20 protein-coding genes and 1 pseudogene are annotated in these 22,383 nt (G+C 60.2%); 7 read left to right on the forward strand and 14 right to left on the reverse strand.

The window, feature by feature from the left end; genetic code table 11:
* Positions 1-30 precede the first annotated feature (30 nt).
* Positions 31-939, reverse strand: coding sequence for a bifunctional GNAT family N-acetyltransferase/hotdog fold thioesterase (locus BN1135_RS01560; protein ID WP_042018296.1), 909 nt, complete (start codon positions 937-939; stop codon positions 31-33).
* A 255-nt stretch (positions 940-1,194) separates the two neighbouring features.
* Positions 1,195-1,296: pseudogene (locus BN1135_RS22695) on the reverse strand (GNAT family N-acetyltransferase); the annotation flags it as partial.
* A 51-nt stretch (positions 1,297-1,347) separates the two neighbouring features.
* On the opposite strand from BN1135_RS22695, the gene BN1135_RS01565 reads away from it, so the two are divergent.
* The gene (locus BN1135_RS01565; RefSeq protein ID WP_042018297.1) at positions 1,348-2,028 is read left to right on the forward strand and encodes a spermidine synthase; all 681 of its coding nucleotides are present in this window, start codon (positions 1,348-1,350) and stop codon (positions 2,026-2,028) included.
* Here the strand turns inward: BN1135_RS01565 and dtd are convergent.
* From dtd to BN1135_RS01590, 5 genes are all read right to left on the reverse strand, one after another.
* Positions 2,017-2,454, reverse strand: coding sequence for a D-aminoacyl-tRNA deacylase (gene dtd / locus BN1135_RS01570; RefSeq protein ID WP_042018298.1), 438 nt, complete (start codon positions 2,452-2,454; stop codon positions 2,017-2,019). The genes BN1135_RS01565 and dtd overlap by 12 nt on opposite strands.
* Positions 2,455-2,662: 208 nt before the next feature.
* On the reverse strand, positions 2,663-3,535 hold the full coding sequence (locus BN1135_RS01575) for a virulence factor BrkB family protein (protein ID WP_042018299.1): 873 nt from the start codon (positions 3,533-3,535) through the stop codon (positions 2,663-2,665).
* 177 nt (positions 3,536-3,712) lie between these two features.
* Positions 3,713-4,954 carry a malic enzyme-like NAD(P)-binding protein gene (locus tag BN1135_RS01580; protein WP_042018301.1) on the reverse strand — a complete coding sequence of 414 codons (1,242 nt, stop codon included), beginning with the start codon at positions 4,952-4,954 and terminating at the stop codon, positions 3,713-3,715.
* A 257-nt stretch (positions 4,955-5,211) separates the two neighbouring features.
* A complete protein-coding gene (locus BN1135_RS01585; protein WP_042018302.1) occupies positions 5,212-6,438 on the reverse strand; it encodes an aromatic amino acid transporter in 1,227 nt (408 codons plus the stop codon).
* Positions 6,439-6,673: 235 nt separating this feature from the next.
* On the reverse strand, positions 6,674-8,107 hold the full coding sequence (locus BN1135_RS01590) for a DUF2867 domain-containing protein (RefSeq protein WP_042018304.1): 1,434 nt from the start codon (positions 8,105-8,107) through the stop codon (positions 6,674-6,676).
* Between the two features lie 279 nt (positions 8,108-8,386).
* On the opposite strand from BN1135_RS01590, the gene BN1135_RS01595 reads away from it, so the two are divergent.
* Positions 8,387-9,490: a hypothetical protein gene (locus BN1135_RS01595; protein ID WP_042018307.1), complete on the forward strand. Its 1,104-nt coding sequence runs from the start codon at positions 8,387-8,389 to the stop codon at positions 9,488-9,490.
* Positions 9,491-9,554: 64 nt separating this feature from the next.
* Here BN1135_RS01595 and priA read toward each other — a convergent pair whose 3' ends face one another.
* A complete protein-coding gene (gene priA / locus BN1135_RS01600; protein WP_139245174.1) occupies positions 9,555-11,762 on the reverse strand; it encodes a primosomal protein N' in 2,208 nt (735 codons plus the stop codon).
* 147 nt (positions 11,763-11,909) lie between these two features.
* On the opposite strand from priA, the gene rpmE reads away from it, so the two are divergent.
* Complete coding sequence (gene rpmE, locus BN1135_RS01605; RefSeq protein WP_033129027.1) at positions 11,910-12,125, forward strand: 50S ribosomal protein L31; 216 nt, start codon at positions 11,910-11,912, stop codon at positions 12,123-12,125.
* Positions 12,126-12,215: 90 nt separating this feature from the next.
* On the opposite strand, the gene BN1135_RS01610 is transcribed toward rpmE, so the two are convergent.
* Together BN1135_RS01610 and BN1135_RS01615 are read right to left on the reverse strand one after the other, a co-directional pair.
* Entirely contained in the window at positions 12,216-12,866 is a 651-nt protein-coding gene (locus BN1135_RS01610; protein ID WP_042018312.1) for a chromophore lyase CpcT/CpeT, read from the reverse strand.
* Positions 12,867-12,988: 122 nt separating this feature from the next.
* On the reverse strand, positions 12,989-14,842 hold the full coding sequence (locus BN1135_RS01615) for a methyl-accepting chemotaxis protein (RefSeq protein ID WP_042018313.1): 1,854 nt from the start codon (positions 14,840-14,842) through the stop codon (positions 12,989-12,991).
* Positions 14,843-14,988: 146 nt separating this feature from the next.
* Here BN1135_RS01615 and rraA point away from each other — a divergent pair, with 146 nt between their 5' ends.
* A complete protein-coding gene (rraA, locus tag BN1135_RS01620) occupies positions 14,989-15,474 on the forward strand; it encodes a ribonuclease E activity regulator RraA (RefSeq protein ID WP_042018316.1) in 486 nt (161 codons plus the stop codon).
* Between the two features lie 270 nt (positions 15,475-15,744).
* On the opposite strand, the gene BN1135_RS01625 is transcribed toward rraA, so the two are convergent.
* From BN1135_RS01625 to BN1135_RS01635, 3 genes are all read right to left on the reverse strand, one after another.
* On the reverse strand, positions 15,745-16,419 hold the full coding sequence (locus BN1135_RS01625) for a 7-cyano-7-deazaguanine/7-aminomethyl-7-deazaguanine transporter (RefSeq protein ID WP_042018319.1): 675 nt from the start codon (positions 16,417-16,419) through the stop codon (positions 15,745-15,747).
* A gap of 159 nt (positions 16,420-16,578) precedes the next feature.
* The gene (locus BN1135_RS01630; RefSeq protein WP_042018320.1) at positions 16,579-16,866 is read right to left on the reverse strand and encodes a DUF3630 family protein; all 288 of its coding nucleotides are present in this window, start codon (positions 16,864-16,866) and stop codon (positions 16,579-16,581) included.
* Positions 16,867-16,876: 10 nt separating this feature from the next.
* Positions 16,877-18,304, reverse strand: coding sequence for a protein adenylyltransferase SelO (locus BN1135_RS01635; protein ID WP_042018322.1), 1,428 nt, complete (start codon positions 18,302-18,304; stop codon positions 16,877-16,879).
* Positions 18,305-18,409: 105 nt separating this feature from the next.
* Between BN1135_RS01635 and BN1135_RS01640 the strand changes: the two genes are divergently transcribed.
* Positions 18,410-18,712, forward strand: a complete 303-nt coding sequence (locus tag BN1135_RS01640) for a c-type cytochrome (protein WP_005340687.1) — start codon at positions 18,410-18,412, stop codon at positions 18,710-18,712.
* A gap of 68 nt (positions 18,713-18,780) precedes the next feature.
* Here the strand turns inward: BN1135_RS01640 and recQ are convergent, their stop codons facing one another.
* Positions 18,781-20,616 (reverse strand): ATP-dependent DNA helicase RecQ, encoded by a 1,836-nt coding sequence (gene recQ, locus BN1135_RS01645; RefSeq protein WP_042018324.1) that lies wholly within the window; start codon positions 20,614-20,616, stop codon positions 18,781-18,783.
* A 133-nt stretch (positions 20,617-20,749) separates the two neighbouring features.
* Here recQ and BN1135_RS01650 point away from each other — a divergent pair, with 133 nt between their 5' ends.
* Together BN1135_RS01650 and BN1135_RS01655 are read left to right on the forward strand one after the other, a co-directional pair.
* Positions 20,750-21,214, forward strand: coding sequence for a thioesterase family protein (locus BN1135_RS01650; protein WP_042018325.1), 465 nt, complete (start codon positions 20,750-20,752; stop codon positions 21,212-21,214).
* Between the two features lie 123 nt (positions 21,215-21,337).
* Positions 21,338-21,865 carry an AbiTii domain-containing protein gene (locus BN1135_RS01655; RefSeq protein ID WP_042018327.1) on the forward strand — a complete coding sequence of 176 codons (528 nt, stop codon included), beginning with the start codon at positions 21,338-21,340 and terminating at the stop codon, positions 21,863-21,865.
* Positions 21,866-22,383 lie beyond the last annotated feature (518 nt).

A 22,383-nucleotide genomic window follows, 5' to 3' on the forward strand; every position in this document is an offset into this window, starting at 1 on the left:
GCCTTGTTGTTTGATGGGGAAACGACGCAGTTACTGGCCCGGACGGCGGGGCGGCTGCACCACGTAGTGGCCGCAGAACTCAGCTGCCAACTTGCTGCCGCTGAACAGCTGGATCTTGAGGCTGAAGGAAACCGGCTCGCCCCGCTTGAGCGGCTGCAGTACGGCGGGCATCCCCTCGCGGGCAACCCGTGCCTCCGGCTCCTCATCGACCGGGCCATGATATTTGATGGTGCTCTCGGCCAGCACCGGCTCGCCCACCAGCCCCTCTTCTTTAAGTTGCAGCCAGATCAGCCCCCAACCCGCCAGCACGCACTGGCTGTAAACACTGCCGGCAAACATGCTGCCGTGCACGTTGAAGTTGGCTGTCAAATTGGCCTTGAGGTGGAAGGTCTGGCCGTCGTAGTGGCTGATGTGCATCCCCATCTTCTCGCTGATGGGCACCCCGCGCGACCAGCGGGTGGTGAGATCCTGACACCACTCAGGGCGGTACTGGATGGTCTGCAACGGGCTCAGGGATTTGATCATCTGGCGATGGGGAATGCGACCAAAGGAGACGGGGCCGCCCCCCACTTCGAGAAAACCGCACTTGCGATAGAACTCCACCGCCTCCTGACGGGCGTTCATCACCAGCCGTTTCACCTTCTCGCTACGGGCCAGCTGCTCGAGATCCTCCACCATCAGGGCCCCCAGCCCCTGCCCGCGATATTCGGGACGCAGCGCCATAAAGCGGATCTGCGCCTCGTCGCCGCCGATAAAGAGGCGGCCCACCGCGATGGGGGTACCATCGGGTGCCAGCATCAGCCGGTGAATGGCAACCGTGTCGTATTCGTCCCGCTCGGAACCGACCGGCAGATTGAAGGGCTTACGCAGAAGTTCCCAGCGCAACTGGTAGTAGGCATCCAGCTCGGCTGCCGTTTGGGGGGTAACTACCCTGTACATAAAGCGATCCTTGAGCTTGCGCCGACTGGCAGATTGAAGGGCTTACGCAGAGGTTCCCAGCGCAGCCTGCAGTAAGTACCCAGCTCGGCTGCAGTCTGAGGGGTGACTACCCGATACATAGTTTCATCCTTGAGTGTGCGCCGACGGGCAGATTGAAGGGCTTACGCAGAGGTTCCCAGCGTAGCCTGCAGTAAGTACCCAGCTCGGCTGCAGTCTGAGGGGTGACTACCCGATACATAGTTTCATCCTTGAGTTTGCGCCGACTGGCAGATTGAAGGGCTTACGCAGAGGTTCCCAGCGCAGCCTGCAGTAAGTACCCAGCTCCGCTGCCGTTTGGGGCGTGACTACCCGGTACATAGTTTCATCCTTGAGTTACACTGGCCGGAAACCATCTTGCCGTGCAAATTCATGGACTTCAATCTGCAAGCGTACCAAGCCGATCACTTGTTGCACCTGAGCGTCAAACCCCAGCGCCGCCTCACGGTACAGGAAAATAGCCAGCATCGCTGGCTGGAGATAGACGGCGTGGTGCAATCCGCCATGTTGCTCGCCGACCCGGCCGTCCTCTGTCTGCCCCATCAGCGGGTCATCGCCTGCCTGCTGCCAGAACAGGCCACCCGGATCCTCGAACTGGGGCTGGGGGGCGGCGATCTCACCCGCCATCTACACCAGCGCTGGCCCGATGCCCACCACGAGTGTGTCGACCTCGACGAAGAGGTGCTGACCGTTTATCAGCAGTTTTTCCAGCATCAGGAGCGCGATGAGCAAGCCGCTCCGGCACTCCATCAGGCCGATGCTCTCGCCTTTCTCGAGCAGAGCGAGCAGCAGTACGACCTCATCCTGCTCGATCTCTTCAGTCAGGATGGCAACCCGCTGCTGCTGTTTCAGGAGCGGCTCTACCGGGCGCTGGCTCCCCGCCTCTGCGGTACTCTGGTGATCAACCTGTTGCCACGCACCGAACTGGAGCTAACCCACGCCCTGACGCTGATCGAACAGTGGATTGGCCCCGCAACCCCCTATCCGGTCGCGGGGCTCATCAACGTGATCGTCCATGTCACGCCACGGGATGAAACATCCTCAGACCTGTAGCCAGAAGGTGACCGGGCCGTCGTTGACCAGCGCCACCTTCATGTCGGCGGCAAAACGGCCGGTGGCGGTCGGGATGCCGCTGGCAGCAGACTTGGCCACAAAGTAGTCATAGAGCCGCTCGGCCTCGCTCGGATGAGCGCCGCAGGAGAAGCTGGGGCGCATCCCGCTCTTGGTGTCAGCCGCCAGGGTAAACTGGGAGACTACCAGCAGGCTGCCGCCCACTTGGCTGACATTGAGGTTCATCTTGCCATTCTCGTCACTGAAGACCCGGTAGCCGCTCACCTTGTGCAGCAGCTTGTCGGCCTTGGCCTCATCATCCCCCTGCTCCACCCCGAGCAGCACCAGCAGCCCCTGACCGATGGCACCGGTCACTTCGCCCTCGACGGTCACGCTGGCCTCGCTGACCCGCTGAATCAATGCAATCACATCCCTCTCCTCTGAAAACAGAACGACCGCCCCCTCACAGGGGCGGTCGTCGATGCTACCAATAAACCGGTGGCCAAGGCGATGGCTTAGCCCAGCTCTTCACTGGCCGGTTTCTCGTACTCGCCGAGGCAGGCGGTGGCTTCTGCGCCAAACAACACCACCAGCCAGCTGAGGTAAACCCAGACAAACAGGATCGGGATGATGCCGCTCAGCCCAGCTCTTCGCTGGCCGGTTTCTCGTATTCGCCGAGGCAGGCGGTGGCTTCTGCGCCGAACAACACCACCAGCCAGCTGAGATAAACCCAGACAAACAGGATTGGAATGGTCGCCAGCGCGCCATAGATGGCCTGATAGGAGGGGAAGTTGGTGATGTAGATGGCAAAGCCACGCTTGGCCAGCTCGAACAGGGTGGCCGCCAGCAACGCGCCGATAAAGGCGTGGATCAGCCGCACCTTGCAGTTAGGTACCACGGTATAGACCAGCAGGAAGGTGAGCACCGAGAAGAGGAACGGCAAGCCCCGCAGCAGCAGATAACCGATGCCGAACAGGCTCTCGGCGCCAAACAGCCGCAACGAGAAGATGTAGGAGGAGATAGCGATGCTGGCGCCAATCAATACCGGCCCCAGGGTCAGGATCATCCAGTACATGGCGAACGCCTGCGCCAGCGGGCGGCTCTGGGTCGAGCGCCAGATGTAGTTGAGGTTCTTGTCGATGGCGGAGATCAGCATCAGCGCCACCACCACCAGCGCCCCGATCCCCACCGCCGTGGTGTTGGTGGCGTTGGCGACGAAGCCGTCGATGTACTCCTTGAGCATGTCCCCGGCGGTCGGCACGAAGTTGTGGTAGACGAACTGCTCCATCTCCTGCTTGAGGCTCTGGAACACCGGAAAGGCGGACATCATGCCAAATACCACGGCGATCATCGGCACCAGCGAGAGCAGGGTGACATAGGCCAGATAACCGGCGGTGACCGTCAATCTGTCCTGTTGGAAACGGCCCCAAACAAACTGGGCGAAGTGGCGACCATCATGGCGCACAAAGGAGAGGGCGTGGGCCAAACGGCCGCTGATTTGCTGCTGCATCTTGATTCTCGTAAGCATCGTCATGCAGACATTGTGTCAGAGGGGAGCGCTGTTTGACCACCTTTGAACCGGGATTGCCGCCATATCCGCCCATTTGCTGCACAGGCTGCGCCTTGGGTTGTCACGGGATGCCGCAACAAAAACGGCCCCGATAAAGGGGCCGTTCGCAACGCCGGATTACAGCATGTAGTCCGCGGGCAGCTCGGTGCGAGCAACGCCGGAGGCGACCGCCGCCAGCGCCACGGCGCGGGCAACCCGTGGCAGCAGACGGGCATCCATCGGCTTGGGAATGACGTAATCCTTGCCGAAGGTGAGCGTACTCACCCCGGCGGCGGTCAGCACCTCGGCTGGCACCGGCTCCTTCACCAGACCACGGATCGCCTCGACCGCGGCGATCTTCATGGCATCGTTGATGCGGCTGGCGCGGGCATCGAGTGCACCACGGAAGATGAAGGGGAAGCAGAGCACGTTGTTGATCTGGTTCGGGTAGTCGGAGCGACCGGTCCCCATGATGAGGTCACTGCGTACGGCGTGGGCCAGCGCCGGTTTGATCTCCGGGTCCGGGTTGGAGCAGGCGAAGATCACCGGGTTGGGTGCCATCAGCGCGACCGCTTCGGCGGGCAGCACATCGGGGCCGGATACGCCGACAAACACATCCGCCCCTGCAATGACATCCATCAGGGTACGCAGCGGGGTCTCGTTGGCGAAACGCTGCTTGTACTTGTTGAGATCGGTGCGGCCGGTGTGGATGACACCCTGACGATCCAGCATGAAGATGTTGTGCGGCTTGGCGCCACACTTGATCAGCAGATCCATACAGGCGGTGGCGGCAGCCCCCGCCCCCATGCAGACGATGCGGCTGTCACTGATGAGCTTGCCCTGCACTTCCAGCGCGTTGAGCAGACCGGCGGCGGTGACGATGGCGGTACCGTGCTGGTCATCGTGGAACACCGGAATGTCGCAGCGCGCGATCAGCGCCTCTTCAATCTCGAAGCACTCCGGCGCCTTGATATCTTCCAGATTGATGCCACCGAAGGTATCGGCGATGGCCGCCACCGTGTCGATGAACTGCTGGCTGGTCTCGTGCTTCACCTCGATGTCGATAGCGTCGATACCGGCAAAGCGCTTGAACAGCAGGGCCTTGCCCTCCATCACCGGCTTGGAGGCCAGCGGCCCCAGATTGCCCAGACCCAGAATGGCGGTGCCGTTGGAGATGACGGCCACCAGATTGCCCTTGCCGGTATAGCGGTAGGCATCGGCCGGATTGGCGGCGATCTCGCGCACCGGCTCGGCGACACCCGGGCTGTAGGCCAGCGCCAGATCATGGGCGGTTTCGGCGGGTTTGGTCAGGGCAATGGCAATTTTGCCGGGTACGGGCTGGGCGTGGTAATCGAGAGCTTGTTGACGCAGATCGGACATGGGGGACCCCGATGTGGTTGGTGCAAATGAGGTGCCGACAGGGGACACGCAGAAGGGCGGGGATCATAAAAGAAAGCAGTGGGCATGCCCAGCAGATCATGCTGCTGCCAACCAGATCAGACCAGTTATTTCAGTAACTTACCCCGCCCACACCTACCACTTTAGTTATAGATGCTGCTATATGAGGCAAAAAGTTGGGCAAAAAAAGGGCGGCAAGTTGGCCTTGTCGCCCTTTCTGTCAGTTCTGTAGACCTGACTCAGTTGCCCAGATAGACCGGCAGCAGATTCGCCATCGATAGGAAGTGGAACAACGCGGTCGCCAACCCGAACAGGATCAGCAGCCAGGCCATCAGCTTGCCGCCGGGGGTGACGAAGTGGGGGGTCACTTCACCGCGCTCGGCCCGCGCCCGGGTACGCAACACCAGCAGCGCCGGGATGATGCAGGTCCAGATGGTGGCGGCGGCACCGGCATAGCCGATGGCCAGCAGGAAACCGAACGGGAAGAGCAGCGAAAGCACCAGCGGCGGCAGGAAGGTAACCGCCCAGGTCTTGCTGCGACCGGCGCGACTGCTGTCGAACTTGAACAGATCAGCAAGATAGTCAAATACCCCGAGCCCCACCCCGATAAAGGAGGAGAGAATGGCCGCCATGGAGAAGCCGTTGATGGCGCTGGCCACCTTCTCCGATTCGATCACCCCGGAGAGCGCGGAGAGCAGCACACTCACATCACCCCCCTTGGCAATCACGGGGGCAAAATCCTGACGGGGCAGGTTGCCGAAGATCCCCAGCAGCCAGAGCACGTAGAGCGCCAGCGCGATCAGGGTTCCCCCCAGAATGGCCCATCGGGCCTGCTGCTCGTTCTGGTAGTAGGCGCGCAGGGAGGCGACCGAGTGGTGATAACCAAACGAGGTGAGCGCCACCGGCAGCATCGCCATGGCATAAGGGGCGTAGCGGCTCTCGCTGCCCGCCAGATCGAGCAGGGTCGGCAGCTTGATACTGCCGAGCAGACCGGCTACACCGAGGGCGAAGCTGAGGATCATGAAGGCGATCAGCACCACAGAGATGCGGTCAACGGCGCGGGTCGAGTGCCACACCACCAGCGAGAAGATCGCCACGAACAGCACTGAAGCGAGCTTGCTGTCGATCCCCAGAATCCCCTGCAAGATGGCGCCGGAGGAGGTGATGTAGGCGTAAATCAGAATACCGCCAACAAAGTAGACCGAGAGGTTGTTGAGAAGATTAAGCTTCTCCCCCAGCAGCTCGCGGGTCACGGTATTGAAGGAAACCCGCATATCGTAGTGCTGGAACGACTCCAGCAGCATCCAGCCAGACAGCGTCATCATCACCATGGTGACGGTCAGTGCCAGCACCGACCAGAGAGTCCAGGCGCCAGCCCCCGAACTCGGCAGACCGAGCATGCCGGCTCCCACGCAGACGCTGGCAATGATGCAGGCGCCCCCCAGAATTGACGGTTTTTTCTTCATAATCCCTTCTTTATTAATTAGTTACACACCTGAATTGCATAAATACCGGGGCATGATGCCAGTCTTTGTCGAAAGACGCACATCTATATCGGGCTGCAAGGCAGCAGGAGCGAGTCTTCCAGGCAGCAATGACAATATAAAAGAGGCATAAGAGAAGGAGCCGAAAGGCGTTTCAGCCCCGGCTCCTGTCTAGCATGGGTAAGGTTCGGCGATAGGACGAGGGCGCGGCCCGCCCTCAATCCATCACGGGAATGCCGGCTTTCGCCTCCGCCTGTCTGGCGATGGCCTCGGTCATCCCCTGAAAGATGAAGAGGTGGAACGGCAGCATGGCCAGCCAGTAAGCCAGCCCCCAGGCCCCTTGCGGATGCCAGTGGGCCGTCACCTTGAGCCGGGTCAGGCCAGACTCCTCCGGCACAATAATGAACTCCAGCCGACCCACGCCGGGGGCTTTCATGTTGAACAGCAGATCGAGCCTGCGCCCCTCATCCACCCCGAGGATCTGCCAGGAGTCGAGCATATCCCCTTTGACAAACTGATCCGGGTTGCTGCGGCCACGGGTGCGGGCCGGACCACCGATCAGGTGATCCATCCACTCGCGCACCACCCACAGCTCATTCATGTAGAAGTAACGCTGCTCACCCCCCAGTTGCTGCAACACCTCCCACACTACCTTGGGCGAGGCGAGACAGATGGCATCGCCACTGGCGGTACGGTCGTAGAACCCATATTCGGGATGGCGCCAGCGCAGGCCGAGGGGCGTCTGCTGGCCTTGTTGTTCGGCACCGAGTCGTTGCTCCAGCGCCAGACTCTCCGCCAGCGCCTCATCGAAGCTGAGCAGGGTTTGCGGCAGCAGGGATCGCAATGGGCCATCGTCGGCCGGAATATCGTGCTTGAGCCCCCCCACCAGCGCCTTGGCCACCGGCTGCGGCACCGAGGTGACAAACTGCAGCCACCAGGCGGAGAGACGCGGGCTCAGAAACGGAATGGGAATGATGGGGCCGCGCTTGCCGATATGGGCGGCGAACTTCTGCAACTGCTGCTGGTAGCTGAGCAGCTCCGGGCCGACTGCGTTGAAGATGCGGCCATCCACCTCGTCGACCTCCACCAGCCCGCCCAGATAGTGCAGCAGGTTGGAGAGGGCGATGGGGGGCGTGCGCGAGCGCACCCACTTCGGTGTCACCATCAGCGGCAGGTTGAACACCAGATCCCGCATCACCTCGAACGCCGCCGAGCCGGGCCCGATAATGATGCCAGAGCGCAGCTCAACCGTCGGCACGCCGGAGTCACGAAACAGCTCGCCACAGTGGCGGCGGGAGTTGAGATGACGGCTGTTGCACTGCTCGGGCTGGATCGCCCCCAGATAGATGATGCGACGCACCCCGGCGGCACGGGCAGCGGCGGCAAAATTCTTCACTCCCTGCTGCTCCAGCCGGTGAAAATCGGCCCCCGCCCCCATGGCATGCACCAGATAGAAGACGGTATCGATGCCCGCCAGCGCAGGCAGCAGGGTGATGGGCTTGAGGCTGTCGGCGAGGCGAAACTCCACCCCCTCCGGCAGGCGGCAAGGGCGTCGTGCCCCGGCAATCACCCTGTAGCCCAGGGTTTGCAGGTGGGGCACCAGATAGGAACCGATATATCCTGCCGCCCCCATCACCAGACAGTTACGCATTCACGCGCTCCTCATGTTCGCAGCTAATCACCAGCGCACCATCAGCAATGCCAGGGGCACCAGACAGGAATCCACCATAGTCCGCCGCGTCCATCACCAGACAATTTCTCATCCTATCTTCCTCTTCACATGTTGCGCCCTGCGATTGGGCAAACGGGCTACCACCCGCATGACCATCATCCTGCCACGCCGCCACCTTGTGACATAGTACTAACCACTTCCGTGATTAGTCCGATTTGGTGTTAAGCCTTGCTCATTGGCTGGTCGATAACTGACCAGATGTATAGCGCCGAGGGCGAATGTATGCGCATCGATCACTACGACCTCCAGGGGGAGGTGCAATACCGGCAACAACAGGCCCAGAGCCGCAAGGTGCGCAACCTCGGGCCCGTGCCCCCCGCCATCAACCCGCCAGATAACCGCACACGCGCCACCTCATCTGACGAGCCGCGAACCAATCTCACCCTGATGCAGGCCAGCGCCCTGACGCTGCAAGCCACCAACCGCGCTGCCACCAGCCCGCAGGCTGGCGCGATGCCAGCCCCGCCCCCGGCAACCGATGTCAAACAGGATGATAACGGCATTCCCGATGACGGGCTGGATAACCGCCAGCGGCTGATCAAGCTGATGATTGAAGCGATGCTGGGTCACGAAATCGAGCTGCCCAAGCCGATCAAACCCGCCGCAGAGGAAGGCGAAGGGGTAATGCAAGGAGCCGCCGCCGCTCAGGCCGCCGAGCCGGATCAACTGGTGGAGGTGACAGACACCCTGCTGCAACAGGAGCAGCTCAAGGTGGTGGCGTCAGCCAACGTAGCGACTCAGGATGGCCAGACCCTGCAGCTGGATCTCGGCTTTGTGATCGACTGGCGTCAGCTGGAGGTGAGTCAGCGGCGCACCACCCTTAATGCCCTCAAGGATCCGCTGGTGCTCAGTCTGGATGGCAAGATCGCCGACTTGACCGAGGCGCGGGTCAATTTCGATATCGATCAGGATGGCAAAGAGGACAACCTGCCAGGCCTGCGTGAAGGGAGCGGCTTCGTGGCGCTGGATCGCAATGGCAACGGCACCATAGACGATGGCGGCGAGCTGTTTGGCGCCCGCTCCGGCAATGGCTTTGGCGAGCTGGCAACCCTGGATGAGGATGGCAACGGGGTACTGGACGAGGGGGACAGCCAGTTTTCAGCGCTGCAGTTCTGGCACCCGGAGCACGCCCCCATCGCGCTGGTCGAGCTGGGGATCGGCGCCATCCTGCTGCGCCCCCTCGACACCCCCTTCACCCATCTGGGGGAGAGCGGCAATCAGGGGGTGCTGCGCCAATCCGGCCTCTACCTCACCGAGCAGGGCAAGGGTGGCTGGGTGCAGCAGATCGATCTGCGGGTCTGAACCTTGTAACCGAATAATCCGCTCGGTCGCTGGCGAAAACTGCCAGTGACCGGCTCCGGCACCATCAACTCAGCTCGGTGGGGTCGATATCCAGACTCCAGCGCACCTTTTTGGTCTCCGGCCAGCCCTCCAGCTCCTTCACCGCCCAATCCAGCAACTGGGCCAGCGGTGCCCGGTTCGGCCCCTGCACCAGCAACTGCATGCGGAACTTGCCCGCCTTGCGCTCCATAAAGCCACTGATGGGCCCCAGCACCTGCAGATGGGGATAGCGGGCGCTGCGCAGGGTATCGGCGAGGCGGGTAAGGAACAACTGCACCTCGTCACGGCCCGTGGCCTCAGCCCGGAACAAGCTTTGATAGCTAAATGGCGGCAGCCCCAGCAGACGACGCTCTTTCAGCGCCGTATCGGCAAAGTGGCCGTAACCGTTCTGGGTCAGATCCTGCAGGAGAGCATGCTCCGGATGGTGGCTCTGCAGCACCACCAGCCCGGGTTTGCTGGCGCGACCGGCACGACCCGCCACCTGGGTGTAGAGCTGGGCCAGCTTCTCGGCAGCGCGAAAATCGGCGCTGAACAGGGCGCCATCTACATCCAGCAGCCCCACCAAGGTTACATCCGGGAAGTGGTGGCCTTTAGCCAGCATCTGGGTGCCGATCAGGATCTTGTACTTGCCCGCCTTGATGTCGCCGAGATGGGTCTCCAGCTCTCCCTTGCGGCGAGTGTTGTCCCGATCGATACGCACCACCGGGTATTGGGGGAAAACCGTGGTGAGCAGCTGCTCCAGCTGTTCGGTGCCCACTCCCGAGCCAATCAGCTCGTTGCTGCCGCACTCGGGGCAACTGTGGGGCAGCGGGCGCACGCTGTCGCAGTGATGGCAGTGCAATCGTCGCCCAGCCTGATGCCAGGTGTACCAAGCATCACAGCGCTCGCAGGCAGCGCTCCAGCCACACTGGTGGCAGATAAGCGACGGGGCATAGCCACGGCGATTGAGGAACAGCATCACCTGATTGCCCGCCGCCAGATGCGACCCCATCAACTGCTCCAGCTGGGGGGATAACCCTGCTTGCAATCGCACGTTCTTGATATCCAGGATCACCTGACGGGCGGTCTGGGCATTGCCGGCGCGCCGGGTCAGGCTGAGGTGGTGGTACTTGCCGGTTTTGGCATTGTGCAGGGTCTCCAGCGAGGGGGTGGCCGAGCCGAGCAGGATCGGGATGCCAGCGCGATGGGCGCGCATCACCGCCAGATCCCTGGCGTGGTAGCGAAAGCCGTCCTGCTGCTTGAAAGAGCCGTCATGTTCCTCGTCGATGATGATGATGCCGAGGTTGTGAAACGGGGTGAACACCGCAGAACGGGTGCCGATCAGGATGGCGGCGCCGCCATCGCGGCAGGCGAGCCAGGCGTCGAGCCGCTCCCGATCGTTCATGGCGGAGTTCATCGCCACCACCGGCACCTTGAAGCGGCGGCGGAAGCGGTTGATGGTCTGCGGGGTGAGGCCGATCTCCGGCACCATCACCAGCGCCTGCTTGCCAGCCCGAAGCAGCGGCTCGAGGATGCTTAAGTAGACCTCGGTTTTGCCGGAGCCGGTGATGCCATCGAGCAAGAAGGCGCCGAACAGATCGCTCTGGCTGATGACCGTCGCCACCGCCAACGCCTGTTCGCTGTTGAGGCGCAGCCCCTCCCCCGCATCAAAGCGGGTTGCCCAGTCACTATCGTGGCTGGGCTCCAGGCTGCGCTTCTCCAGCAACCCCTTTTTCTCCAGCGCAGTGAGGGCGGCACTCTGGATCTCCTCCTGCTTGAGCGCGGATGGCGTCTGTGGCCCCTTGCGCAGCAGGGCGAGGGCCTGCTGCTGTTTGGCCGCCCGCTTGAGCTCGTTGAGGTCGATCGCCATCCCCGCCTCGGTGGCAAACCAGAACTCCAGCTCCCGATAGGCGGCAGGTTCCCCCTTGCGTACCAGCACTGGCAGGGCGTGAGGCAACACTTCTCCCAGCGGATGCTGGTAGTAGTTGGCGCTCCAGTTCATCAGCGCGAGGATGTCGGCCCCCAACACAGGGGTCGTGTCGAGCACCCTGTTCAAGGGTTTTAATTTGTTGCGGGGCACCTGACTCTCGGTTGGGTGATCCACCACCAAACCCACAAGAGTCTGCGGACCGAAGGGGATCTCGACCCGACAACCGGGCGCCGGTAATGGCAGAGGGGACAGATAGTCGAAGTGACGGCGTAACGGTACCGGGACAGCGACACGAACCAGATCCAGCATTTGGGAACAATTCACCAGGGGTTGCCTATTTTTTCTGCGAAGCCACTTGCCTGATCTCAGGCATTTCCTATATTATTCGCAGCCTTTGAAACTGTGTTCAACAATCGTGTGGTGTCCGACAAGAGATCGGATGGCGACACGGCCTATTAATTGAGGTTGTCCATGAAAGCTAATATTCATCCTGAGTACGTCGCCATCACCTGCAAATGCTCCTGCGGTAATGTCATCAACACTTTCTCTACCCTGGGTAAAGATCTGAACCTGGACGTGTGCTCTGCATGCCACCCGTTCTACACCGGTAAGCAGAAAGAAGTTTCTAGCGGCGGCCGCGTAGACAAGTTCAACAAGCGTTTTGGTGGCCTGACTGCCAAGAAGTAATCTTACTTCTGAAAAATTCTGAAAAAGGCGCCTATCGGCGCCTTTTTTATGCCCGCAATTTTCGTATCCCAGCCGATGGGATACCCGGTGCTAATGTCCGCGTTCGCTGCTTTTGCGTAAATAGACATAGCCTTCCCCCGGACTGCCCCAGCGAGACCCTCCCTGATTGTCATAGGCGCGGTCCAGCAGTCGAATGCTATTCGGCCCAATCCAGATATGCTGCACTAGCGTGCTGGCGCCGCCAAAGTCGGTGGCACAGTGCCCCACCCGGGTATGACCAGCGTATTCACCGGATGCCGTCCGGCTCAGCCAAATCTCGCAACCGTGACGCAGTGAGAGTTGTTGCGGGGTCAAACTGTCGAGCAAAGCGGGTTGACGCCAGGCACCAGCAAAGTCGATAGCCCTGGGCATGGTCAGTTCGGCCATCAGGATCCGCCCGTCAGGGGCGGGTGAGAAGCGGTAGATGCGCTGGCGGAAGGGACGGATGGAACGCAGGGTCAGGTATTGTTCGGCATAGACCCAGCGATACCCCTGATAGCCGGGCCAGATCTCCCTCAGCCGCAGTTCGGCGCTGGTAAAGCGGCTATCATAGCCAGCCTGCTCCTTGCTCGAAAAGTCGCCGCTTAACCAACTGAGCAGCGGCTCCATGCCGGGCTTGAGTGGAGTAGCCTGGGGCGCCGAACCTGTCAACACCAGACAAGAACAGAGCAGCCCAAATGCAGCCACCAGCAACTTTGCCATCGAATCCTTCCGAATCATCATAATGGCGGCGATTATATGAGCGAATGCCCCCAATAACAGCCATCAGGATCAAATCATTGCCACTCAGGGACAAAAACCTCGCAAGGATACCTATCCGATCACTAAACCCGGTATTTCGCCACTGCCTTGTTCAATAGCTGAGCTTGCTCGTTAAGGCCCTGGCTGGATCTGGCGTTCTCCTCCGCCATGGTGCTCGACTCCTGGGCGATGTCGCGGATGTTGTTGACGTTGCGGTTCACCTCGTTGGCCACCAGACTCTGCTGTTCGATGGCTGCCGCTATCTGGGTGCTCATGTCCATGATCAGGGTGACATCCTGGGTGATCTGCCCCAGCAGCGCCCCTGCGGTGCTGGCCTGCTCCGCGCTGCGGCTGCCCTGCTCACGACAAGTCGCCATTACCTCGACGATACTGCCGGTCTGTTTTTGCAGGGAACTGATGATACCGGCAATCTCCTGAGTCGATTTCTGGGTACGAATCGCCAGGCTGCGCACCTCGTCCGCCACCACCGCAAAGCCGCGCCCCTGATCCCCCGCCCGTGCGGCCTCGATGGCGGCATTGAGCGCCAGCAAGTTGGTCTGCTCGGCAATACCGCGGATCACATCAAGCACAGAGCCGATGGTCTCGCTCTCTTTTTGTAGCTGTCCCACCTCTCGAGACGAGATCTCCAGATTGCCCGCCAGCGAGCGGATCTGACTGACGGTGCTCTCAACCGCAGTGCGTCCCTCCTGCGCCTTGTTGTTGGTGGCCTGGGCATTGTTGGCCGCCTGTTCGGTGTTGCGGGCGATCTCCTCGATGGTGGATCCCATCTCGGTGGAAGCGGTCGCCACCATGTCGGTCTCCTGCAACTGGCGCGCCGCCCCCTCGCTGGTGCGTTTGACGTTGGCCGAGAGGTGGTCCGCCGCTTCCGTCAGGGTGTGCACGCTCTGTTTCACATCGCCGATCAGGTTGCGGAACCCGCCCAGCATCACGTCAAGATTGCCCGCCAGTTGCGCCATCTCGTCGGTTCCCTGCAGCTCGATCTTGAGACACAAATCATTATCCTGGCGGATGCGGTTGACCGTATCGTTCACCCGGGTAATGGGGCGGTCGATGCTGCGACCCAGCAATACGCTCATGGTGCCGATCAGCACTATGATGATGCCGCCGCAGACCAGCATCAGCAGATTCAGACGCGCGGTCTGTTGCTCCAGCTGGTCGGCGATATGCCGGTCGACCGCAACAAATCCCTGTTCGGTCTGATGTACCAGTTCGCGCATCTGGTTGCGCAGCCCTTCATCGTCTTTCAGGCCCAACACCTGCATCCCCTGCACCAGGGCAACAAAATCCTGCCGGTACTGCTTGCTGGCCTGCTCCAGCTTGCCGCGATCCGCCTCCGGTAGGGCTGTAAGGCTATCCTGAAAGCCCTTGTGCAACGTCTCGAAGCGATCCAGATACTGGATGTCGGAGCGCAGCATGAAATCTTTCTCCGCCCGTCTCAGCTGCAGCATGGTGATGAGCAGCCCCTGCTGATCCAGTTGCTTGAGCCCATTTTCTACCTCGTGCACTGCTGCCCGCAGCTTGCCATAGAGGCCATCTTCCGGCCCCAGCCCAATCTTTTGCTGCTGTGCCACCAAGTCGTTGAAGGCCTTGCCATAAGCCGTCATCTGCTGATCCAGCCGAACCAGCTCCACCTGCGCAGCTGCAAGGCTGTCATCGCTGCTCATGTTCTGATCCAGCTGATGAAAATCGGCCAGCCCCTGATTGAAACGTTCGGCAAAATCCATCTCCTTGCGGATCAGGAAATCCTTCTCGGCTCGCCGCAAATTGAGCATGGCGATCTCCAGCTGGTCCACATGGCGCTGGGCATCAGTCAGATGGCGCTTAACCTGACTGGAGTAAAGAAACAGGCCGCTCAGCACCATCATGGCGACAGCAACCAGCACGGTATTCAGGATCAACTTATGACGGATCAGCACGGTGGACCTCACACAGACAAAGGATGAACTGCATTGAGCTTAAGCAGAAAAGCCGCGGCGGGTTGCCTGTACAAGGAATATTCATTGAAATGCCCCCCCCACTCCTTATACTGGTTGCACCTGTTTCCAGCCGTGGATTTGACACTATGGAATACAATACTTCTGAACTGTGCGACATCTATCAGGACATGGTGGATGTGCTTGAGCCCATGCTCTGCTCCTTCGGTGGCCGCTCCTCTTTCGGCGGCGTCATCACCACCGTCAAATGCTTCGAATCAAATGGCCTGATCCGTGAACTCGTTAAAGAGAACGGGGTCGGTCGCATATTACTGATCGACGGCGGTGGCTCCATGCGCCGCGCCTTGATCGACAGCGACATCGCCACCACAGCAGCGGAGAACGATTGGGAAGGGATCGTCTGCTACGGCTGCGTCCGCGAAGTCGATATTCTGGAAGATCTGGATATCGGCATTCAGGCACTGGCAGCCATTCCGGTCGGAGCCGACAGCAAGGATGTGGGGGAGACCGATCTGCCGGTCAACTTCGGTGGCGTGACCTTCCTGCCCGATGACCACCTCTATGCCGATACCACAGGGGTGATCCTCTCCCCCGAGGCACTCGATATCGAGTAAGCCACAGACAGAGTGACGACGGGAGCCTTGGCTCCCGTTTTTTATACCTGTAACTTGCTGAAAAATGACAAAAAAAGAGGGCCAGATAAACTGGCCCTTAACTGGAAGCAATGTGAGCAATGTCGTGCCTTCACAAGAAGTCCATCACGTTGGAACGAATGAAGTCTTTCCCGGAAAACAAGTTAACAATAATCATTCTCATTTAAATGAGCAAGCGCTATTTGCAGAAAGTGCAAAAAAATTGACCACCGTGAAGGGTGGTCAATCTCATCAGGCTTGTCGGGTGGCCGTTTGCAGGCTGGATAATCCGGCCTCGCCCACCAATTTCCGGCTGAGGTAACGCAGCAAGACGCCGTAGAGCGGCACGAACAAACCAAGGCTGATCAGCAACTTGAATACGTAATCGACGGTTGCGATCTCGACCCAGTGCTCTGCCATGAAAGGATCTGTGGTGCGCCAGAAGGCCACGCTGAAGAAGGCGATGGTATCGACCAGATTACCGAACAGGGTGGAAGCCGCTGGGGCAACCCACCAGGCTTTCATCAGTCGCAGTCGGTTGAACACCACCACGTCCATAAACTGACCCACCAGATAGGCCATAAAGCTGGCCAGCGCGATACGCGCCACAAACAGGTTGAACTCGGCCAGATTACCCATGCCCTGATAACTGCCCTCGAAGAACAGCACGGAGAGTCCATAGGAGACCACCAGCGCCGGCAGCATCACGGTCTGGATAATCTTGCGCGCCAGACCGGCACCGAAGATCCGCACCGTCAGGTCAGTGGCCAGGAAGATAAACGGGAAGCTGAATGCACCCCAGGTGGTATGGAAGCCAAATACGGTGATCGGCAGCTGCACCAGATAGTTGCTGCTGGCAATGATCAGGATGTGGAACAACGACAGGCGAACAAGCGCCGTTTGGTACTGCGCAGGGGTCAGATTCATCTTGTGACCTTTTTGGTTAATGGGGTTAGGGAACCCATACCGCCACCATTGGCGATAATCGAGGGGCGAGATTATACGCCCCAAAACCGATAGTTCAATCTTTATGCGATTGCGCTCGCCCGGATTGGCCAGTAGCAGAGCAGGCCTTGCGGGCGATAATTAGCCCTTGTGTTGCCTGGCGAGCCAGAGCAGCACCTCCCGATCCGCCGGGCGCACCGCCTCCAGCCAGCAACCGCTATAATGTTCATACTCCAGCCTGAACTGACTCCCTTCAAACTCCAGCAGCCAGCTGTGGCGGTCCGCCCCCACATCCTGTTCGAGCGGCTGTAGCTCCCACTCTCGCAGCAAGGCCTGCGCCAACACCGGAAACGTGTCCCAGTCAAGCGCCGGGCAATCCAGCGTCACCACGCCAGCTTCGCTATCTATCTGTTTGATCTGCCAACTCATTCCCAGTCTCTCAGCTGCTGCAGGAGAGCTCACCACCGCAATACCATGCCGGAGCCGGGGTGGCGAGATCCTCATATTCGGATTGTTCATCATAGGGACGCTGCAGGGCGGTGAACAGCCGCTCGAACGGCTGCATATCCCCGGCGTCGGCGGCATCGATCACCTGCTGGGCCAGCGCATTGCGCAGCACATACTTGGGATTGATGGCATCCATCTGCACCTTGCGCACGGCATCTTCGCTTCCTTCGCGCGCCAGCCGCGCCCGATAGCATTCCAGCCACTCCTGCCAAACGCGCGGATCAGGCAACAGGGCCAGCAGAGACGCGGGCCAGGCCCCCTCTTGCGCTACCTCACCGAGACGGCGCAGGAACAGGTGGTAATCCACCTTGTGAGCAGCAAGCAGCCGGAACAGCTCGCGGAACATCGCCGGGTCATCCTCCTGCCACACCGCCAGCCCGAGTTTGGCCCGCATCAGTTCGGAGTAGTGCAGCATCAGTTGCTGCTCGTACTGGGCCAGCGCTTCAGCCAGCGCGTCACCATCCACATGCCCTGCCAGTGCCTGCGCCAGCTTTTGCAGATTCCAGTAACCGACCGCTGGCTGCTGATCTAGCGCGTAGCGCCCTGCCGGATCCGAGTGGTTGCAGACAAAATCAGGCTCGTAGGCATCGATAAAGCCGTAGGGGCCGTAATCCAGGGTCAAGCCGAGCAGCGACATGTTGTCGGTGTTCATCACCCCGTGACAGAAGCCCGCCGCCTGCCATTTGGCAATCAGCCGTGCGGTGCGGCGCACCACCTCGGCAAACAGCTCGGCGCCATTCTCCAGCTCGGTGAAGTGGTGGCGCAGCAGATAGTCGATGAGCGGCGGGATCTTCTCCCCCTGCCCGCTCCAGGCGAAGTACTCGATATGGCCGAAGCGCAGATGGCTGGGGGCGGTACGCAGCACGGTCGCGCCCATCTCGAGCTGTTCGCGGTAGACAGGCTCACTGCTGCCCACCAGCACCAACGCCCGGGTGGTGGAGATGCCGAGGGCATGGAGCGCTTCGGAGGCGAGATACTCACGAATACTGGAGCGCAGCACGGCACGGCCGTCGCCAAAACGGGAGAACGGTGTTTTACCCGCCCCCTTCAGATGCAGATCCCAGCGCTGGCCATCCGGCGCCAGCTGCTCCCCCAACAACAGCGCCCGACCATCCCCGAGCCGGGGGCTGTAACCCCCGAACTGATGGCCGGCATAGACCTGCGCCACCGGCTGCATGCCGGGCAGTAATTTTCCCTCGCCACAACAGGCGATCCAGTCAGCCTCGCTGACGCCTCCCAGCCCCAACTCATCCAGCAAAGCCCGGTTGAGATGAAGCAACCGGGGTTGCTGCAGCGGCTGGGGGGCCACGGACTCACAGGCCCAGGGCAACTCGGTCGCAAAAGTGTTGATCAGCTTCATGGTTGTGCCATTCGTCCCTGCGTATGCTCGTGTCACTCTTTATACTGCCGTCAGCCATGCTTGCGCTAACTGGCAACCATCATTTTTCAATTCAAGGAGAAGAAGATGCAAAAATGGGTATATGCCCTGCCCTTGCTGGCACTGGCGTGGGGTCATCAGGCCAAGGCTGCGGATATCGAGGCCGGCAAAGCCAAGGCAGCGGTCTGTGCCGCCTGTCACGGCGTGGAAGGCAAGGCGATGATCCCCAACTATCCCCATCTGGCGGGTCAGAATGCCGCCTATCTGGTGAAACAGTTGAAAGCCTTCAAGGATGGCACCCGCAAAGAGCCCTTGATGGACCCCTTCATGGCACCGCTCACCGATGCGGATATCGACAATCTGGCGGCCTTCTACGCCAGCCTGAAATAACCTCGCGTCTGACCCTCAGTTCTTCCGAGCCGCGCTTATCAGTGGTCGATTAGGCTACCTAATCGACCCTAGCGCCGACAGTAGTCGATGATAAGGTCCATAAAGGCTTCGCCGAAGCGCTCCAGTTTACGGTGACCGACGCCGTTGATAGCCAGCATCTCGTCTTCGGTCATCGGCATCAGCTGAGCCATCTCCACCAGGGTCGCATCGTTGAATACCACGTAGGGCGGCACCTCTTCGTCTTCGGCAATCTGCTTGCGCAGGCCGCGCAGCTCCTTGAACAACCGCTTGTCGTAGTTGGCATTGTCGAGCAGGCCGTTGCGCTTCTCCTTGCGGCTGGAGATGGGCTGCAAGCGGGGCACCGCCAACTCCAGCTTAACCTCGCCACGCAGCACGGGGCGGGCCGCTTCGGTCAGCTGCAGCACCAGATTGCGGGTGATGTTCTGGGTCAGCAGCCCCTTGTGGATCAGCTGGCGGATCACGCTCATCCAGTATTCGTGGCTCTGATCCTTGCCGATGCCATAGGTCGAGAGCTTGTCGTGGCCGTGATCCTTGATGCGCTGGTTGAGCGAGCCGCGCAGCACCTCCACCACATAGCCCACTCCGAAATTCTGCCCCACCCGCCAGACGCAGGAGAGCGCCTTCTGGGCATCTTCAGTGCCGTCATAGCTCTTGGGCGGATCGAGACAGATATCACAGTTGCCACACGGCTTGTCGTTGTACTCACCGAAGTAGTTGAGCAGCACCTGACGGCGGCAGGTCTGCGCCTCGGCAAAGGCCGCCATCACGTTGAGCTTGTACTGCTCCACCTGCAACTGCTGGGGATTCTCGATGTTGTCGAGCAAACGGCGTACCCGGCCGATGTCGGCAGGATCGTAGAGCAGCAGCGCCTCGGCGGGGGTGCCATCGCGCCCAGCACGACCGGTCTCCTGATAGTAGGATTCGATGTTCTTGGGGATGTCGTAGTGCACCACGAAGCGCACGTTGGGCTTGTCGATGCCCATGCCGAACGCCACCGTCGCCACCACGATCTCGACATCATCCTTGAGGAAGGCATCCTGGGTCTGCTGGCGCTGCTCGAGCGGCAGCCCTGCATGATAGGGCGCCGCCTTGCAGCCGTGGCGGGATAACCGCTCGGCTACCTCCTCCACCCGATTGCGACTGGAGCAGTAAACGATGCCGCAGTTGCCCTTCTGGCTCTGCACGTAACGCAACAGCTGCTCGGCCGCCTTGAACTTCTCCACCAGGCTGTAGCGGATATTGGGGCGATCGAAGCTGGCGGTGTGGATGAAGGGATCGTTCAGCTCGAGGCGGTGCAGCATGTCGCTGCGGGTCGCCTCGTCGGCGGTGGCGGTGAGCGCTACCACCGGCACCTGCGGGAACCACTGCTTGAGCCGCCCCAGCGCCGCATACTCAGGCCGGAAATCGTGGCCCCACTGGGAGACGCAATGCGCCTCGTCGATGGCGAACAGCCCGAGCGGCAGCTCGGCCAGCCGGTCCATAAACTCGTGCTGCAACAGTCGCTCGGGGGAGACATAAACCAGCTTGATCTCGCCGCGGCGCATGGCGGCGAAGTTCTGGATCATCTCCTCCCGGCTCAGGGCCGAGTTGATGTAAACCGCCGCCACACCGTTGGCGCGCAGGCTATCGACCTGATCCTTCATCAGGGAGATCAGCGGAGAGACCACCACCCCGAGCCCGGGCCGCAGCAGCGCCGGGATCTGGAAGCAGAGCGACTTGCCACCACCGGTCGGCTTGAGCACCATGGCATCACGCCCCGCAACTATCTGCTCGATGATCTCCAGCTGGCCCGGCCGAAATTGCTGGTAGCCGAATACCGCCTGCAGCAGGGCAAGCGGGCTCTCTGGCTGAGAATCTTGCAGGATTTCGGCAATCGCGGTCATGGGCTCTCCTTTGGGGTCGTCATTCTAAAGCAGCAGCCGCCCACAATAAACCTGCCATTGCGACTGTTAAGGAACTGTTGCAGACTGGCTGGAGTTTTTACTCGGCTTTGATGACAAGGATTGGGATCAGAGAATGAAACAGATGCTCAAGAAGATGGCGCTCAGTGGCATTGCCAATCTGTTCGCAGAACGGATGCCGTTCAACAAACTGATTGGCATGCAGGTGACCCACTACGACTTCGACAAGGTGGAACTGCGCATCAAGATGGATGACAAACTGATCGGCAACCCTTTCCACAACATCCTGCACGGCGGCGTCACCGCCACGCTGCTGGATGTGGCGGGCGGCATGATAGTCGCCGCCTCCTGCATCGACGAGCTGGAGGAGTTCTCCCCCAGCTATCTCAAGGAGCGCTTCGCCCGCCTGGGCACCATAGATCTGCGAGTTGACTACCTACGCCCGGGGCGTGGCAACGAGTTTATCGCCACCGCCCACATCATCCGGGCTGGCAGCAAGGTCGCCGTCGCCCGGATGGAGCTGCACAACGAAGAGGGCACCCACATCGCCTTTGGTACCGGCACCTATCTGGTGGGTTGAGCCAAGTTAGTGCATAAAAACCACGCTGCTAATCCACTTTTAATCATTAGATTCCTTACCCCCCTGGCCGAACAAGGTCCATACTCATAGTCGGGATTGTGTGCAGAGGGAGGATTGCAGGCGATGAGTGCGAAACTGGCGATCAAACCATCCAGAACCTTGTTGACACAGCTCGAGTACATGCTCAACGAGGTGCAGACACCCGAGTGTCGCCACTGGTTGGAACAGGAGCTTGAGGGGTATTCTCTCTCCTCACCCCTGCCTTGGTATCGCATCGTCCCCTGTCGGCAACGCGGACATTTTTTGGATCTGAAAACGGGAAAATATTTGACCTGTCATATCAACAGTCAAACGCTATGCCAACGCGATATGGCCCAAATTCAGTTCATTTATGCCCGGGAACCCGCCGCCCACTATTTACTGCAACGCAATTCCGGCGTTGAACCCTGGCCAGAGCAACTGCTGGAAGATTATCAGGAGCAGTTGATCCCCGGCCATTTATGCCTGCAAGCCTGGCATGAGCCAGTGAGTTCATTACGTGCACAACTGATGGAGGGAATAGAACATTTCATTAGTGAGTACCCCAAGCACGCGGCCTTGCTGCCTCAACACAGTTTCAAGGCATTGCGGCATCAGCACTGGCATATTTGAGTAAGCGCCTGGCGCGCAAGGAGGGCACCATAGACAAGACCCATAGCGAGATTGCCACAATCTAGAGTGCCGGAGTCAGGATCAGACTCCACCGATGGGCCACCGAGCGGTGGCCCTTTTAATGTCCGCAGCAGCCCCACTACCGACAGCTCCATGCACAATAAGTCCCCTCTGCTTATACCCAACCTTTACCCATCCTTTCCATATCTCACTGGCTTACCGCTTCTCTACCCCGCACTACCCAGAAAGAGTGGGCTGCCATCGCAAGCTGAAACGGATAGCGGATAGCGGATAGCGGATAGCGGATAGCGGATAGCGGATAGCGGATAGCGGATAGCGGATAGGCAAAGTGTGGCGCTGCGCGCCATGAACCCACAACACTAACGGACAATCATAACTCGTAGAGTCTTGGGCTATCGGCAGGTCAGCAGGTCAGCAGGTCAGCAGGTCAGCAGGTCAGCAGGTCAGCAGGGGAAATGGTAAAAAACGGTAAAAATCAAATGCAAAAAGGCCGCTCT

The organism is Aeromonas sobria (assembly GCF_000820145.1).
Taxonomy (GTDB): Bacteria; Pseudomonadota; Gammaproteobacteria; order Enterobacterales; family Aeromonadaceae; genus Aeromonas; species Aeromonas sobria.

Coding starts and splice junctions, on each gene's coding strand:
- BN1135_RS01560 (WP_042018296.1), bottom strand. CDS start 939: ATGTACAGGGTAGTTACCCCCCAAACGGCAGCCGAGCTGGATGCCTAC.
- BN1135_RS01565 (WP_042018297.1), top strand. CDS start 1,348: ATGGACTTCAATCTGCAAGCGTACCAAGCCGATCACTTGTTGCACCTG.
- BN1135_RS01575 (WP_042018299.1), bottom strand. CDS start 3,535: ATGCAGCAGCAAATCAGCGGCCGTTTGGCCCACGCCCTCTCCTTTGTG.
- BN1135_RS01580 (WP_042018301.1), bottom strand. CDS start 4,954: ATGTCCGATCTGCGTCAACAAGCTCTCGATTACCACGCCCAGCCCGTA.
- BN1135_RS01585 (WP_042018302.1), bottom strand. CDS start 6,438: ATGAAGAAAAAACCGTCAATTCTGGGGGGCGCCTGCATCATTGCCAGC.
- BN1135_RS01590 (WP_042018304.1), bottom strand. CDS start 8,107: ATGCGTAACTGTCTGGTGATGGGGGCGGCAGGATATATCGGTTCCTAT.
- BN1135_RS01595 (WP_042018307.1), top strand. CDS start 8,387: ATGTATAGCGCCGAGGGCGAATGTATGCGCATCGATCACTACGACCTC.
- rpmE (WP_033129027.1), top strand. CDS start 11,910: ATGAAAGCTAATATTCATCCTGAGTACGTCGCCATCACCTGCAAATGC.
- BN1135_RS01610 (WP_042018312.1), bottom strand. CDS start 12,866: ATGGCAAAGTTGCTGGTGGCTGCATTTGGGCTGCTCTGTTCTTGTCTG.
- rraA (WP_042018316.1), top strand. CDS start 14,989: ATGGAATACAATACTTCTGAACTGTGCGACATCTATCAGGACATGGTG.
- BN1135_RS01625 (WP_042018319.1), bottom strand. CDS start 16,419: ATGAATCTGACCCCTGCGCAGTACCAAACGGCGCTTGTTCGCCTGTCG.
- BN1135_RS01630 (WP_042018320.1), bottom strand. CDS start 16,866: ATGAGTTGGCAGATCAAACAGATAGATAGCGAAGCTGGCGTGGTGACG.
- BN1135_RS01635 (WP_042018322.1), bottom strand. CDS start 18,304: ATGAAGCTGATCAACACTTTTGCGACCGAGTTGCCCTGGGCCTGTGAG.
- BN1135_RS01640 (WP_005340687.1), top strand. CDS start 18,410: ATGCAAAAATGGGTATATGCCCTGCCCTTGCTGGCACTGGCGTGGGGT.
- recQ (WP_042018324.1), bottom strand. CDS start 20,616: ATGACCGCGATTGCCGAAATCCTGCAAGATTCTCAGCCAGAGAGCCCG.
- BN1135_RS01650 (WP_042018325.1), top strand. CDS start 20,750: ATGAAACAGATGCTCAAGAAGATGGCGCTCAGTGGCATTGCCAATCTG.
- BN1135_RS01655 (WP_042018327.1), top strand. CDS start 21,338: ATGAGTGCGAAACTGGCGATCAAACCATCCAGAACCTTGTTGACACAG.